The organism is Lachnospiraceae bacterium GAM79 (assembly GCA_020735665.1).
In the GTDB taxonomy this organism is placed as follows: Bacteria; Bacillota; Clostridia; order Lachnospirales; family Lachnospiraceae; genus Coprococcus.
Window position 1 is genome coordinate 1,583,845 of the sequence record CP085928.1, and the last position, 16,276, is coordinate 1,600,120.

Here is a 16,276-nt window from a genome sequence, read left to right on the forward strand (position 1 = left end):
CATTTTTTCAGGAAAAAAGCCACCTGTTTTCTGTATCTTGTGTTATACTGATTTTTATGTGTGAACCTGTTATTTTTAGAATAAACAGCGGAAAGGAAATTAATTCAAAGTATGTTTAATTTTGAAGAAGAATTAAAAAAACTGCCTCATACACCGGGTGTCTATCTGATGCATAATAAGACCGATGAAATCATCTATGTCGGCAAAGCCATTGATCTGTATAACCGGGTACACCAGTATTTTCAGGCAGGATATAAACGCTCACCTAAAATCGAAAAAATGGTCAGCCACATCGCGTGGTTTGAATATATCATCTGCGAATCCGAAATTGAAGCGCTGGTGCTGGAATGCAACCTGATCAAGGAACACCGTCCGCACTATAATACCATGCTTACGGATGACAAAAGCTACCCATACATCAAGATCACAGTCAACGAGGATTTTCCTCGTATTCTGTTCTCGCATCAGATGCACCGGGATCATGCCAGATATTTTGGTCCTTATACTAATGCAGGTGCCGTCAAGGATACCATTGATCTGTTAAAGAAGCTGTATCATCTGCGTAGCTGCAACAAAAAGCTACCGCAGGAAACAGGGTTGGATCGTCCATGTCTGTATTACCACATTGGGCAATGCAAGGCTCCCTGTCAGGGTTACATCTCAAAAGAGGACTACGGCAGGCAGGTGGAACAGGCAATTCATTTTCTGACCGGACATCACCGGCAGACGGTAAAGGAGCTGGAAGAAAAGATGAAACAGCTTGCAGCCGACATGGAATTTGAACAGGCGGCAGAGGTTCGTGATCTGATCGAAAGCATTAAACATATCGCATCAAAACAGCGTGTTGACAACACAACAACCGATGACCGTGACGTGATCGCAATGGCTGCCAACAACATGAACGAGGGCGTTATCTCTGTCTTCTTCATCCGTAACGGCAAGATGATCGGCAGAGAGCATTTCCATATGACCGGTGTGCAGTCGGAATCTTATGGAGATATTATGGCTGCATTTTTAAAGCAGTATTACGCTTCTACTCCATTTCTCCCTAAGGAGATCATTCTGGAGCATGAAGTAAATGAGCAGGAGCTGATCGAACAATACTTAAGCGAGCGGCGGGGGAATCTTGTGCACATCCTCACCCCTCAAAAAGGTGACAAAGCCAAGCTGTTAAAGCTTGCGCGCGACAATGCCTTTCTTGTTCTGACACAGGATACAGAAAAGCTGAAACGGGAGCAGGCACGAACAGAAGGCGCAGCAAAGGAACTGGCGGAGCTGATCGGAGTTCCGTCGGCCAAACGGCTGGAAGCCTTCGATATCTCGCACATCAGCGGCTACCATTCGGTTGCTTCAATGGTGGTCTTTGAAAATGGAAAAGCCAGGCCAAATGAATACCGCAAATTCAAATTAAGAACGATCGACGGACCGGATGACTACGCCAGTATGCGTGAAGTTCTGACAAGACGATTTACCGATGAACGTTTTAAGGTCTATCCTGACATCCTTATGATGGATGGTGGTAAGGGACAGGTCAACATTGCTCTGGAGGTTCTTAACGAGCTGCATCTGAACATTCCGGTCTGCGGCATGGTAAAGGATGACTACCACAGAACCAGAGGTCTGTATTTTAACAATAAAGAAGTGGAATTTCCGAAAAATACTCAGGCATTTGACATGGTCACCCGTTTGCAGGATGAAGCCCACCGTTTTGCCATCGAATATCACAGAAGCCTCAGAAGCAAATCTCAGGTACATTCGATCCTTGAGGATATACCGGGCATCGGCCCTGCCAGACGAAAGGATCTGATGGGCTATTTCAAGGATATCGCAAAGATCCGGGAGGCATCCGTCGATGAACTGATGCAGGTGTCATCCATGAACCGGAACGCCGCCGAAATGGTGTACGAATTTTTCCACAAGGAATAAGATAATCTGTATGCAGATATTTACCCAGTTGTATTAGAACGAAAAAGCCACCAGAGGTCTAGGTCTGTCATATTGCATAGCTATTATTCCGCAAGACGCTTTCGCTCTGTTCCTCAACGTAGCGGTACATAAAGCTGCAAAAGACGCAGCTTAAGTACCGACGCTCGGAAAGGCTTGCTGCATAACAGTATGCAATATTCCAGACTGTGGGCGGTTTTTAGTTCAAACAAGGTGTAGCGGGTATATATCTTTGCAAATATCTGCATACATACAACAAGGAGATTGAAAGATGGAATATAATTTTTTTGCTATGATTTCGAGAATGAAATACATCGACCGCTGGGCGTTGATGCGGAATACAAGGGAAGAAAATCTGTGTGAACACAGTCTGGAAGTCAGTATTATCGCTCATGCCCTTGCCGTGATCGGCAATACTTACTACGAAAAGGATCTGAATGCGGAACGGGCTGCTCTGATCGGGCTATACCATGACGCTTCAGAGATCATAACCGGTGATATGCCGACTCCGGTCAAGTATTATAATGATGACATCAAGGAATCATTTAAAATGATCGAGAAAACAGCCTGCTATAAGCTGTTAAACAAACTGCCGGATGAGATGAAGCCACAGTATGAACCGCTCTTCTTTCGTCAGTCCGGGGATGAATATATCTGGAAGCTTGTAAAGGCTGCGGATAAGCTGTCCGCTCTTATCAAATGTATGGAAGAAACTTCTGTCGGCAATCCGGAATTTTCCAGTGCCTACGAATCCACAAAGGCTGCTGTCGACAAGCTTGCTGCCGACCTTCCGGAAGTTACCCATTTCCTGTCCGACTTCCTCCCTGCCTACGGCAAAAACCTCGACCAACTTCAATTTTAATTTTAGTAATGCCGTTTTTGGCGTGGCATGTAATACAACTATTATTCCGCAAGACGCTTGCGCTCTATTCCTCGACGTAACGGTACATAAAGTTGCAAAATACGCAACTTAAGTACCGACGCTCGGAAAGGCTTGCTTCATAACAGTGTATTACATGCCACGCCAAAAACGGCATTTTTAAAACTACCACAACATATTGCAACTATGCGGTGGTATATGTTTTTTAGGGAATATCAAAAATACCGCACATGGATGGTTATATTACACACTGTTATGTAGCAAGCCTTTTTCCACGCCGGTTCTTAGTGAACCGCCACAGGCGGAGAACTTAGCACCGTTGCGTGGAAATAGAGCGCAAGCGTCTTGCGGAATAATAGTTGTGTGATATAACCGTCCATGTGCGGTATTGCACCTATCTCTGTGGTTCCACCTGAGCAAGAATCGACATGAATTCTTTGCCGGTGATCGTTTCATGTTCTATAAGGAAGCTGGCGATGGAATCCAGGGCTGCCATATGAGCAGACAAAAGTCTTTTTGCTTTATTATAGGAATCTCGCAGCATATCACGGATCTCTTTATCGATCTTGGTAGCGGTCTCATCCGAACACTGAAGGGCAAGATTTCTGTCCAGATACTGCCCTTCTATCGATTCAAGCTGCACCATACCGAATTTGTCTGACATACCATACATGGTTATCATGGCTCTGGCTGTCTTGGTCGCCTTCTCGATATCATTTGATGCTCCTGTTGTCACCGAGTCGAATTTCAATTCTTCCGCTGCACGTCCGCCAAGCAGGGTTATAAGCTCTGCTTCCAGCTCTTTCTTGGATCCCAGATATTTTTCTTCTTCCGGAACCTGCCATACATAACCCAGAGATCCCATTGTTCTTGGAACGATTGTAATCCTCTGGATTGGCTCAGTGTGTTTCTGAATTGCAGCAAGTAATGCATGTCCGACTTCATGATAAGCAACGATCTGTTTTTCTTCTTTACTGAGCAGACGATCCTTTTTCTCTTTGCCGGCAAATACAACCTCTACCGCGCCGATCAGATCCTGTTGAGAAACCAGGCTTCTGCCATCACGAACGGCTGCCAGTGCTCCCTCATTTATGATATTTGCAAGATCCGCACCAACTGCACCTGAAGTTGCAAGTGCCAGTTCATGAAGATCAACGGTTTCATCCATCTTGACATTCTTGGAATGAACCTTCAGTGTATCGATTCTTCCCTTCAGATCCGGCTTCTCTACGATAACTCTGCGGTCAAATCGACCCGGACGAAGAAGTGCCTTATCAAGTACCTCCGGGCGATTCGTTGCTGCAAGAATTACAATACCCTTTGATGTATCAAAGCCATCCATCTCCGCAAGAAGCTGATTCAAGGTCTGCTCCCGTTCGGAATCTCCGCCATGTCTGGAATCTCTGCTTCTTCCGATCGCATCGATCTCATCGATAAATATAATACATGGTGCCATCTGTGTCGCCTGTTTGAACAGATCTCTGACACGGGAAGCACCCACACCGACATACATCTCTACAAAGCTGGAACCGGACATAGAGAAGAATGGTACATTTGCTTCACCTGCCACAGCTTTTGCAAGCAGGGTCTTACCGGTTCCCGGAGGGCCGACAAGCAGCGCACCCTTCGGCAGCTTCGCACCGATATCCAGATATTTCTTTGGATTGTGAAGGAAATCAACCATCTCTGTCAGAGACTCTTTTGCTTCTTCCTCACCGGCTACATCCGCAAAGGTAACGCCCGTCTTCTTCTCAACGTAGATCTTCGCATTGGCTCTGCCTACGCCGCCGCTTCGTTTCATGATCATCGACAACAGCAGATAGAATGCAACGATCATCACGATATAAGAAATGATCGTACCAACCATAGCACTTCCACTCTCATCTACACCTTCATATTCTGTTCCATATTTGGTCTTTGCCTGACGAAGCTTCTCTGCCAGACTGTCATCCGATATTCTGGTTGCTGTATATTTGGTCTTACTGATCAGCTTATCATCAGCATTATTTTCAAATACGATCTTGCTTCCGTAGATCTTTACAGAACCAACCTCGCCCTTATCCAACATCTCGATAAACTGACCATATGTGACTTCCTCTTCTCTGCCGGATGACACCCGGTCAAATACGCGCCAGAATAAAAATGTCAGTAAAATGGAAATAACCAGGATCACAATGATCGAGCGGTTGTTTTTCCCTTTATTTCCATTATTATTGTTATTATTGCTGTTGTTATTATTGTTACTGTTTTCCGGTAAATTATTGTCCAATCGGAACCTCCTTTTATACAGTTCTTATACTGTATCTTTCTTTTGTATGTATTTCTGATAATTTCGCATTCATTATAGACATATTCTTTTTTGCTTGCAATATAATAGCATTTTTGTTCATGAAGATTTAACCTTTTTATTGCTCTACATACATATCAACGTACAGATAGCCTCCCAGACGTGAAACCGATATCTCCCATTCTCCAATATGTACTTCTGTATAATTATTTCCCGTTTCATCTGATGTATCCGTCGCATCACGCAAAGTATGGAGCCCTGCTATAATAGAATCATAACCACTTCCGGATTCCAGATCCGGTTCATCAAGAGCATTTGCAATTATCGTATATATATCATCCATACGGTAATAATCATTGTCATCCTGAATCTTCTGTGCAATCATCAATGAATGAATTCTGTCAGAGTTATAATCTCCATAGACCGCAACACGAAGGAATCCCATATCTGCATAAAATGAATCTTTTTTCTCATAGCAGGTATTTCCATCGTCATACTTATAGAGTCCAAGATATCTGCCATACTCATCCGCCTGCAGATCGATTCCCATATTCTGCGCGCCTGCAAGCATATCAGATTCAAAATCCGCCATGGCTGTGCCATCATAATGACCAACCAGAGTACATTCCCCGCCATCCTCTGACACTTCTTCTGCTGAAAGTGCCGTGTAATAATTACCTTCTGTTCCCTGTTTTTCTCCGGGAGAAGTATAATACATATAGCCGTCCGGAGCAACAAGTGAAGCATCATCTATGTCTTCGTTGTCCCATTCCGTATCCTGATCCATATAAGTATCATCTTCTATATACTCTTCTTCTGTATCTGCCTCATACGAATCATCCTTTATATGATCAAATATGACCGGTAAAAATTCGCAGCATAAACCAATAATGACACCGATAATAGCAAGCGCAGATGCTTTCTTTTTCTTATTTCCTGTATTATATGAAGTTCCCGGTGCACGATTCTGCCAGGATTTCCATTCTCCCTCTGTCGATTTAGTCTGTCCGTTCTGTATGTCAGAATATGCTTTCTGTTTCTCCTTCCGGTTGTAATCTTCATTATGATCAGATCCGAATCCGTCATGAAAATCCTTTCGCTCATCCCTGTCGAATTCAAATTCATCATGGCAGTCAGATACAATATCTTCTACCTCCATCTTATCCGCACTATAATCATAGACATCTCCGTCAAAATTATAATCTCGCTGATAATCTACATCACTTCGTCTTTCATTCAGATAAAATGTATGATTATTCTCGATTGGAGTAACAAACCGCTTACATGTCTTGCAAAAATTAATACTATTTACCGAACTGTCACAAATCGGGCAAAGCTTTGTACCCATATACCGCACCTCTTTTCAAACAAATGTACTTCTGTCGTTTACTTTAAAGCCTTTTCCATATTTCGTCAACACCGGAAATGAATGGTGCAGCTTATTTCTCCGTGCTTGACACTCTACTATAAACTATCTATTATTATCTGAGAAAGAAGGTCAAGACAATGCCAGGATTTTTGATGCACCTTGTAGAAGGCGAAATGATTTTAAATAATTTAAAAAAACAAATAAATATATCTAAGACATTTACAGAAGAATTCATGCTTGGATGCATCCTTCCCGATGTCACATCGGATAAAGAGCGAACGCATTTTCGTCCATTATACCAGAAATATCAGATCACGAAATATCCGGACATGACAGCGGTTTATGCTCTGTATGGGAATCAGGAGCTTTCTCCTATCGATCTGGGGATTCTTGCTCATTTACAACTGGATGCCAGTTATGTGACGGATTTCTGGCAGCATTTTTTTGTCTTTGAAGATGAATCCGGTGCTCCCTCTGTCGATACCAGGCATCCCTTATTTGTAAGGCTTCTCAAAGGGCAGGAGGCACGAATCCCGCTTGCGGACTTCTTCTCTGACAAATGGTTCTATGGCGAGTATGACCGGATCAATCCTGTTCTGAACAGACAGTTTCATCCATTTGTCCCGGATCATGTATCATACCGGGCGGAAGATATACATATCAAAGAATGTATACCCGAAGATGCCGGAATGATAAAAACAAGTTTATCGGCATATGTCGGAACCGCGGAGGCAATCGTGTCTGAAGATCAGGCCGCATTCGGCTCTGGTAATCAGGCGGTCTGCTCTAATACACAGAACTCTCCTGATGATTGTGAGACAAAAATCTTTCCTTATAAGAATATCACCTCCTTTTTACAGGATCAGGCAGACAATTATCTGGCAATTCCCTATATGATAAACATCTTATGTAAATAACATCCGTATGCCTAACGGCAAGCATTATAAACTATAGAATAATCATATATAAATAAAACTCCATCCACAGCAGCCCTTATTCTCTCTGAATATGATCCGCTATGGATGGAGTTTTTTATAAAGTTTTCATCTATTTGATTTTTGCTTTTATAACCTTTGTATAAGCACCATAGGTTTTCTTGCCCTTATATGTCTTATACGCTCTGACTTTGAAATAACAGGTCTTACCTTTCTTTAATTTCTTCTTGGTAAGTGTTAATTTCTTTGTCTGACCGATCTTCTTATATTTGCCCTTCTTGGACGTAGCCATATAGACTTCATAACCATCGGCTCCCTTTGTTTTTTTCCAGCTTACTACGCATGTCTTTGCTTTCTTGGATACTGCCTTTGTCTTCTTAACAGCACCCGGCTTTGTAACAAATGTGTATGCTGTGCCGGAACCTTTGATCTTGGTCTTGCCTGACAATTTGTAAGCATAGATCGTGTATGTATACTTGGTTGCTGATTTCAGCTTTGTTGCTTTATAAGAAACTGTTTTTGAACTTACAGTCTTCACAAGCTTCGACTTTCCGGTTGATGGATTCTTCCTGTAAATCATATAACCGGATGCGCCTGATACCTTCTTCCATTTCAGGGTTGCAGATGTTGTCTTTACACTCTTTACACTGATTCCTTTTACCTTACCCGGCTTTGTTACCGTAGGTGTAACAGGCTTTGCTGCTGCCTTGATCGCAAATGTCGCCGAAGCGCTTCCAACATAATTACCCTGACCTGTAACCGTAACAGTTGCCGTTCCAACATTTATATTATTGCTATATGCTACGGTGTAAGCTGATGCCGGAAGAACCGCTCCATTTAACACTACTGTTATACTTGGTATCAATGCCTGTCCGGTATAGGTCTGATCTGCAACTGTTATCACAGCGGATGACAGATTGATCTTCTCCGGTGTTGGATCATTCTTCTTTACAATCGTAAAGCTTCCGGTATAGATTCCGGTATAATTGCCCTGACCTTTTATAGTGATCGTAGCTGTTCCGGGATTTGTATTATTGCTGTAAGAAACTGTATAGTCCTTATCCTTTGCAAGTTCTACAGCTTCTCCATCCATTACAGTTACTCCCGGTCTACATTCTGCACCGGTATAATCAACACTTGAAGAATAATGGACCTGACATTCTGTGATATTCTTTGGTGCGATCATGTAGGTTCCTGATGCCGTACCTGAGTAATCTCCACAGCCTTCTACAGTTATCGTAGCCGTACCTGCACCTATATTATCCTTTACTGCTACAATTGTATATGATGTATTATCAAGTACCGTTCCATCTGCTAATTTTACAGTGATATCCGTTTTTTCCGGTGTCTGTACACTTCCGTTATATACAAATGTCTTATTTACCGTTACTGTGGCACCGGTAATATTAATAATGTCCTTACTGATCTCAAACTCTTTGGTAAACTGACCTGTATAGTTACCCATACCTTTGACAATAGCTTTTGCCTTTGAATATTCCGTTGTTACAGCTGTATTGTTCTCGTAGGTAACAGTATAATCATTTCCAGTCAGTTCTTTACTTCCATCATAAACTCTGACTGGAGGCTTACATTCCTTACCATCCTCATAGGATACCTTTGAGGCACATCTCACATCAATGCTGCTATCCTGTAAGTTCTTAGCCGCAATCGTGAAATTGCCTGTCATTGTCCCGGTGTAGTTATCAACACCTGCAACTGTAACTGTGGCTGTACCTGCATTTGTATTATCATCATAGCGTGTGATCGTGTAGTCACCTGAACTTAACTGTCTGCTATTTACGCTGACTGTAAGATCAGATGCCTGCGGCTCCCATGCCTTTCCATTATAGGTATAAGAACGATTAACATTTACTGTTGCTCCGGTTATACTCTGCGGATTGATCGTAAAGTATACAGTCTTCTGACCGGTGTAATTATTTACACCTTCAATAACTACAAATCCTTTACCTTTACCTTTACCTACATTGATATTTTCTCCATAGGATGTGATCTTATAATCAGTCCATAAACTAAGTTCCTTACCATTTCTGGTTACCTTAATTTCATCTGATGTCTTCGGCCGTATCTGAGATCCTGTATAGGTTGCATCTGCTACTTTACAAATAATATCTGCTGCCGTAATTGACTTTCTCCGGATCTCAAAAGACTTTGATATGCTTCCGGTATAATGATTCGTCTTACCTGTGATCGTTGCCGTTGCTGTACCTGCCGCCGTATTATTAGAAGGCTGTACCCTCAGTTCAGACAGATCTGTAATCTTCTTCCCTGACTTTGTCGTGATCATCTTCACAACCGGAATGATCGCATCCCCTGTATACTCAAATGTATCCTTCTCCAGTTCTGCTACTGCTCCTGTAAGGTCAATTGCCGTGATCTTGAATGTCGCTTCTCTTGTTCCTGCAAATGCATCTTTACCGGTGAGCTTCACAGTAATTACTGAACCGACTTCATATCCATTGGTCTTATTTGTCACAGCTACATCATAAGATTCTCCTTCTGCCAGAAGCTTTCCGTTCTGTGTCACTGTTATAACCGGTGTTACTTCCTTTCCACCATCATATTCCAGATCTGATGCATTAACCTTAATGGAACTGTCATTAATATCTGTTCTGTTTCTTGTGATCTCGAAGTAATAGGTCTTAGTTCCTGTGAAATTGCCTGTACCTGTTACATTAATCTCAGCATTTGCGGTTTCATTCTGATTGTTTTTATAAATAACTGTGTAATCGGTTCCTTTTACAAGGGTGTAATTGCCGAGTTTCAAAGTGATCTCCGGCGTAATTGCCTGTCCGTTATTCCACATCATTTTTCCGGAATATTCAGCGGTACAACTATCAATCGTTGCTTTCTCGATCGTGAAATCTCCTGATGCCGAATCGCTATATCCGTTTTTACCTGTTACAGTTGCTGTAGCTGTTCCCGCCTTCGTATTATTTGTATACTTAACTGTATAATACTTTGAATCCAGCGTCTTGCCATCTAATACAACAGATATCCGATCAGCTGACGGTGCAAGTGCTGAACCGGTATATGTCTGTGACGGAACTGTTACCTTGGCTCCTGCAATACTCTTACTTACGATATTAAATGTCTTTACTGCATTACCTGTATAGTTGCCTGTTCCTGTAAACCGGATCGTCGCTGTTCCGACATTTATGTTATCTGTATAATCTGCCGTATAGTCAGTTCCTTTTACAAGGGTTCTTCCGGCAATTGTCAGTGTCGGTTCCGGCTTGATCTCGTTTTCGGTAAATGTCTGATCCGAAACAGTATTGATCGTACAGGTGTCATTTGAAAGGGTTGCTTTCTTGATCGTAAAGGTTGTACTTGCAGTTCCTGTATAATTACTATTTGTACTCTTTGGTTTTACTGTAATCGTAGCTGTTCCTGCATCTACATTATTTGTATATGTAACATCAAAAGCATTCAGATCAGTTATTGTTGTTCCATCTTCCGTTACAATGCTTGTAACCTTAGGCTTTTTTGCAGATTCATTATAGATATTATCATATTCTGCATATTTAACGGTTGCACTATCAATAGAAACGGAAGTGATCATATACAACAGGTCTATATGATCTGTATAATTACCTTTACCAGTGATCACCACAACGTACGATCCCGCTTTTACCGGATTCGATGAACTATACTGGATCGTATAATCTTCATTCTCAACCAGAGTAATGTTTCCGTAAATTACAGATATCTTTGGTATGATCGCCGAACCGGTATATGCGAATTTCTGACCGGATACCAGACCTTTCACGGTACAAACCCGATTAATATTCGCTGCATTGATCTTGAACTCAATCAAACGGGTTCCTGCACAGGTCTGTTTATTTCCTGTCAATGTGATCTGACCATAACCAACATTCTTGTTCTCCCCGTAAGTAACGGTATAATCCTTATCCTTTGTAAAGGTCTGACCTGCTATCGTTATCGTACTTACATCCGGAGTGATCTGTTTTCCTGTATATGTCTGATCCTCTATTGCAAGAGACGCATCTTTAACATTTGGAAGTGGTGATGTGATCGTAAAGTATGATGTCACACTTCCTGTATAATTTCCTTTAAATGTAACAATAACTTTAGCCTTATCACCAGCATCTATATTATCCTTATAATCTACTGCATAATCTTTTCCGGTTTCCAAGGTTATTCCATTTACAACTACAGCTGTTACAGCAGGCTTAAACGCCTCACCATTATACTCATATTCCGTTTGTGCCAGTGTCACCTGTACGGACTGTGACACATCAAGTGGCAGCACCCGATATGTACCTGTTGCAGTTCCTGTATAATTAGAATCTGCCTTTGCTGTGATCGTAAATGAATAATTGTCTCCAACTTCTGTAGGACGTGTAGGATAACTGATCGTATAATCTGTACCATATGTTCCACCAGTTAATTCTTTTCCCGATGCTGTATCTGTAACAGTAATTACAGGTGATGAAACATTAGAACCATATGCATATGTCACATCACTTGCTGTAACCTTAATGGTCGGATCACTCAAATCCTTTTTATTGATCGTAAAGTTCTTTTCTACCGAGCCTGTATAATCACCCATTCCACTGATAACTGCAGTTGCAGTCATTGTACCAACATTTATGTTATTTCGATATTGAACCGTATAATCCTTATCCTTTTTCAATGTCGTACCGGCATAGACAACTTTTACATCCGGAGTCACCGCTGCACCGGTATAAGTTGCATCCGATACTTTGATATCCGCCTGGGAAATATCCTGATTCTTTCCGGCATCACTGATCGTAAATTCTTTCTCAACCGAACCAGAATAATTACCTTTTCCTGTGATCACTACTTTCACGGTTCCCGGCTGTATATTATCATGAGCTGCATCGCCATATGTAACTGTATAATCTGTACCCTCTTCCAATGTTCCATCAACTGTTGCTGTTGGATAATATGTTCTGAATCTGGAATCCTCTATTGTAATCTTTGGTGCCTTTGCTGTTCCATCATAGGTACAATTTGTATATTCCATGGTGATATTCTCGGACGCAATATCTGTCTTTACTACCTGCCAAGGTATTTTCTTACTGTAAGAAGAAGCCGATGACCAGTTAGAGCCTGATTTTCCTGTAATAACAAGATTGCCACTTCCTCCAACTCCTTTTAATGCGTTTCCCTTTGTCAATGTATAATCCTTATTTTCAGTTAACTTTTTTCCTCCATAGGATACTTTATCAATAAGTGGATTCATTACTCCCGGTTTTACATATGGCACATACAGGATCGATCCTGTACTGTTATAATATGCATCACCTTTAAAAGCAATGTCAGCTTTTGAAATATTGCCCTCTATAATATGAAAATATGCATACTGAGAACCTGTATATCCCCGACTCTCAATACCATAGATCCAGATCTCAGCTGATTCTGTTCCCTTTCGAAGCTCTACATTATCCTTATATTCAACCGTATAACAATTCGGGCTGATCGTCTGTCCATTCACGGTAACAGAAAATTCCGGTTCAATCGGAGAACCTGTATACCGGAAGTTCCCTGTGCTATTTGTCAGATTAATTTTTACGTTATTCGTGTCTTCATCACTCAGATCGATCAGGTCTGCCGCCTGTACGGTTCCTCCGGCACCTGCCGCCAGTCCTCCCCACTGGAATACTGTCACTGCTACCATTACAATGGTTAGCAGCCACGCCGTTACGAATTTTACACATTTTTTCATATTATGCAACCCTCCATGTCTTCGTTTGTCTGCGGAGCAGACCGCCCTGTAAAATAAAAATTCCAAATACGGAAAACCCGCAAAATCTAGGTCAATTTTACCATTTTTCTGATCTTGCTTCAATCCGCATTTGGAACATTTTTACAAATTATTCTTTTTCTGTATAAAATACCCGGATCAATAAATCAACCAACGCTTCCTGATCCAATTTATATTCATCAAAATATGTATTTCTCTCGTATCTACCCGGAAGATCTATCACATCCGACTCCGCCACATTCAGATCAATACCATGCATCCGGTAATATAAATACAGGATATCATTTCGATCCAGATTTGTCTGCATATATGGTTTTGCCGCTTCATATACAAGCTTTGCTTCTTTCCTGCTATCTCCATAAAGCTGCAGGAAACGCTCAATCCATAAAGTAAGATACTGTTCCTGTCTTGCCATCCGGTTTGCATGTTCCCCAAGAGTCTCCACTCTGGTCGCCATCTTCTCTACATACTTATATGCATCCTCATCTTCAAGCGTCACTGTATCCTTGGCAAATACATTTTCACTCACCGTATCTTTGGCATATAAGGTAACACCTTTTACCGCGTCATTGATATCCGCAATCCCTTCCATATCAAGTGCGATATAACCATGGATCGGAAGATCGTAGAGCATCTCTGAAATCGTCTTTGTGAAATTCTGACAGCTTATCGTCCCGTCATCTGCATATCCATAGGCAAGCCCCACCTGCATCGTATCAGTCAGCGCGACCTCGCCCTTCGTTGTACAGATATCGACATCCGTCATGCTGTCCCGGTTAATATCGATCACATCCAGTTTTCCTGTCTTTTTATTAAATACAAACAGGAAACACATATCAACCCTTCCACCATATCGTACATATTCCGATCCATTTGCATCGGAATATGTCAATTCATCATCCCTGTCTCTGGTATCGGTTTCTTCCGTTGTCTCTTCCCCATACAGATTCAGGTCACCGGAAGAATCCTCTTTTGGTGCCTGATACTCACTGTTATCTACGCCAAATACAAGGATCGATATAATGTCTTTATTATATACATAATTTTTTCCATTATAGGTTACCGCAGTAGAATGCGAACCATCCTCATGAAAACTAATGATCTCCGATGCTGCATTTGCTGCCAGCTGTTTCTTTCCCTGATTTATCATCCAAGCCAGAATAGCTGTCGGTATTCCGACCAGAACAAGGATCGCCACAAATGTGCCAACAATTATTTTCTTCTTCAGGCTCCACGGATCACGCAGCTTTTTCGGCCCCATTCGCTTATGTTCCCGCGCACGTACATACAGATCCTCATCTGTACTTTTCTCAATATCTCTTTTTTGATTCTGAGTTTTTTCTCTGACCGAAGTTTCGTTCTGATTTTCCGCTTTCTTTTGAAAAAAATTCTTTTTTATATCTTCGGTTAGGATTCCTTCCGCTGCAATCTCATCCTGCGCTTCCTGTACGATCTCTTTGATCAACAGATCAACAGCTTCTTCACCCGTCTGAGGAGCCAGGTCAGCCGCCTGCTCTTCCTGCCGGCTGACCGGACCGCTGCTTTCGGTATCCTGTTTTACTTCTGTCTTTTTTCCTTCTGACTCTTTTTCTTCTGACTGTCCATCCTGCAATGCTTCTGCAAGCCGGATCGCTTCTAACAGCTTCTCGTCAAATAAATCTTCCATATAACAACCTTATGCATACAGTGGATATTTCTCTACAATACTCTTAACAAGGGCTTCTGCTCTTGCCTTATCATCATCAATCACTGCTGCCTTGATCGCCTCAGCAATTGTCTCCATATCGGCTTCATTTGCCCCTCTGGTTGTAACTGCAGGTGTTCCGATACGGATACCGCTTGTTACAAACGGAGATTTTGGATCATTTGGTACTGTGTTCTTATTTACAGTGATATGAACCTCATCCAAAAGCTTCTCCACTTCTTTACCGGTACGGCCCAGATTCTGAAGATCTACCAGCATAAGGTGGTTATCTGTTCCGCCTGATACGATATTGAAGCCTCTTGCCATTAATGCAGAGGCGAGTGCTGCTGCATTCTTTACAACCTGTGCCTGATACTCCTTATATTCCGGCTGTAATGCTTCCTTTAAACATACTGCCTTACCTGCGATGACATGCATCAGAGGTCCACCCTGGATACCAGGGAATACTGCCTTATTGAAGTTGAATTTCTCATTGATCTCGTTGCTGCACATGATCATACCACCTCTAGGTCCGCGAAGTGTCTTATGTGTAGTAGTTGTTGTAACATGTGCATATGGAATCGGGCTCATATGAAGTCCTGCTGCTACAAGACCTGCGATATGTGCCATATCTACCATCAGATATGCACCAACCTCATCTGCGATCTCACGGAATCTCTTGAAATCGATTGCTCTTGCATATGCTGATGCACCTGCTACGATCAGCTTTGGCTTGCATTCCTTTGCGATCTCAAGAACCTTGTCATAATCTATAAATCCATCATCATTTACACCATAAGGTACGCAATGAAAATATTTACCGGACATATTTACAGGTGAACCATGTGTCAGATGTCCGCCGTGATCCAGATTCATTCCCATAAACGTATCGCCGGGATTTAAAATAGCGAAAAATACTGCCATATTCGCCTGTGCTCCGGAATGTGGCTGAACATTTACATATTCACATCCAAATAATTTTTTTGCACGCTCTCTGGCAAGATCTTCCACTACGTCTACATACTGGCATCCACCATAATATCTTTTTCCGGGATAACCTTCCGCATATTTGTTTGTCAGATGGCTTCCCATAGCTGCCATAACTGCCTTTGATACGATATTCTCTGATGCGATCAGCTCCAGATTGTTATTCTGTCTGTTCAGTTCATCCGTCATTGCCGCCGCAACTTCCGGATCCACTTTTGTAATTTCATCAAATCCAAACATTTTCTTACCTCCTGGTATGTAATAATATATAACGCATTAATAGAGACAGTATACCATGTCCTCCCTTTCCATACAAGCCAACAAGTACCAGAAATAGGATGAAATAAGATAGAAATAAAATTGATAGGAATAAGATCCGATCTTATTTTTCAGAAATGGAAATATTTTCACTTCGCCCCT

8 protein-coding genes are annotated in these 16,276 nt (G+C 41.9%); 3 read left to right on the forward strand and 5 right to left on the reverse strand.

Annotated features, from left to right (window positions below; translation table 11 throughout):
- Positions 1-111 precede the first annotated feature (111 nt).
- Together uvrC and yfbR are read left to right on the forward strand one after the other, a co-directional pair.
- Positions 112-1,926, forward strand: coding sequence for an excinuclease ABC subunit UvrC (uvrC, locus tag LK416_07095; protein ID UEA73480.1), 1,815 nt, complete (start codon positions 112-114; stop codon positions 1,924-1,926).
- A gap of 289 nt (positions 1,927-2,215) precedes the next feature.
- Positions 2,216-2,806: a 5'-deoxynucleotidase gene (gene yfbR / locus LK416_07100; protein ID UEA73481.1), complete on the forward strand. Its 591-nt coding sequence runs from the start codon at positions 2,216-2,218 to the stop codon at positions 2,804-2,806.
- 412 nt (positions 2,807-3,218) lie between these two features.
- On the opposite strand, the gene ftsH is transcribed toward yfbR, so the two are convergent.
- Together ftsH and LK416_07110 are read right to left on the reverse strand one after the other, a co-directional pair.
- Positions 3,219-5,093, reverse strand: coding sequence for an ATP-dependent zinc metalloprotease FtsH (gene ftsH / locus LK416_07105; protein UEA73482.1), 1,875 nt, complete (start codon positions 5,091-5,093; stop codon positions 3,219-3,221).
- Between the two features lie 136 nt (positions 5,094-5,229).
- Positions 5,230-6,459 carry a hypothetical protein gene (locus LK416_07110; GenBank protein UEA73483.1) on the reverse strand — a complete coding sequence of 410 codons (1,230 nt, stop codon included), beginning with the start codon at positions 6,457-6,459 and terminating at the stop codon, positions 5,230-5,232.
- Positions 6,460-6,617: 158 nt separating this feature from the next.
- On the opposite strand from LK416_07110, the gene LK416_07115 reads away from it, so the two are divergent.
- Positions 6,618-7,397: a hypothetical protein gene (locus LK416_07115; GenBank protein ID UEA73484.1), complete on the forward strand. Its 780-nt coding sequence runs from the start codon at positions 6,618-6,620 to the stop codon at positions 7,395-7,397.
- A 130-nt stretch (positions 7,398-7,527) separates the two neighbouring features.
- Here the strand turns inward: LK416_07115 and LK416_07120 are convergent, their stop codons facing one another.
- The 3 genes from LK416_07120 to LK416_07130 form a co-directional block, all read right to left on the reverse strand.
- On the reverse strand, positions 7,528-13,146 hold the full coding sequence (locus tag LK416_07120) for a fibronectin type III domain-containing protein (protein UEA73485.1): 5,619 nt from the start codon (positions 13,144-13,146) through the stop codon (positions 7,528-7,530).
- Between the two features lie 148 nt (positions 13,147-13,294).
- Positions 13,295-14,851 (reverse strand): LCP family protein, encoded by a 1,557-nt coding sequence (locus tag LK416_07125; GenBank protein UEA73486.1) that lies wholly within the window; start codon positions 14,849-14,851, stop codon positions 13,295-13,297.
- A 9-nt stretch (positions 14,852-14,860) separates the two neighbouring features.
- Complete coding sequence (locus LK416_07130) at positions 14,861-16,096, reverse strand: serine hydroxymethyltransferase (GenBank protein ID UEA73487.1); 1,236 nt, start codon at positions 16,094-16,096, stop codon at positions 14,861-14,863.
- Positions 16,097-16,276: the final 180 nt, after the last annotated feature.

Excerpts from the sequence above, each read along its gene's own strand:
- uvrC (UEA73480.1), top strand. The coding sequence starts at position 112 with ATGTTTAATTTTGAAGAAGAATTAAAAAAACTGCCTCATACACCGGGT.
- yfbR (UEA73481.1), top strand. The coding sequence starts at position 2,216 with ATGGAATATAATTTTTTTGCTATGATTTCGAGAATGAAATACATCGAC.
- LK416_07110 (UEA73483.1), bottom strand. The coding sequence starts at position 6,459 with ATGGGTACAAAGCTTTGCCCGATTTGTGACAGTTCGGTAAATAGTATT.
- LK416_07115 (UEA73484.1), top strand. The coding sequence starts at position 6,618 with ATGCCAGGATTTTTGATGCACCTTGTAGAAGGCGAAATGATTTTAAAT.
- LK416_07120 (UEA73485.1), bottom strand. The coding sequence starts at position 13,146 with ATGAAAAAATGTGTAAAATTCGTAACGGCGTGGCTGCTAACCATTGTA.
- LK416_07125 (UEA73486.1), bottom strand. The coding sequence starts at position 14,851 with ATGGAAGATTTATTTGACGAGAAGCTGTTAGAAGCGATCCGGCTTGCA.
- LK416_07130 (UEA73487.1), bottom strand. The coding sequence starts at position 16,096 with ATGTTTGGATTTGATGAAATTACAAAAGTGGATCCGGAAGTTGCGGCG.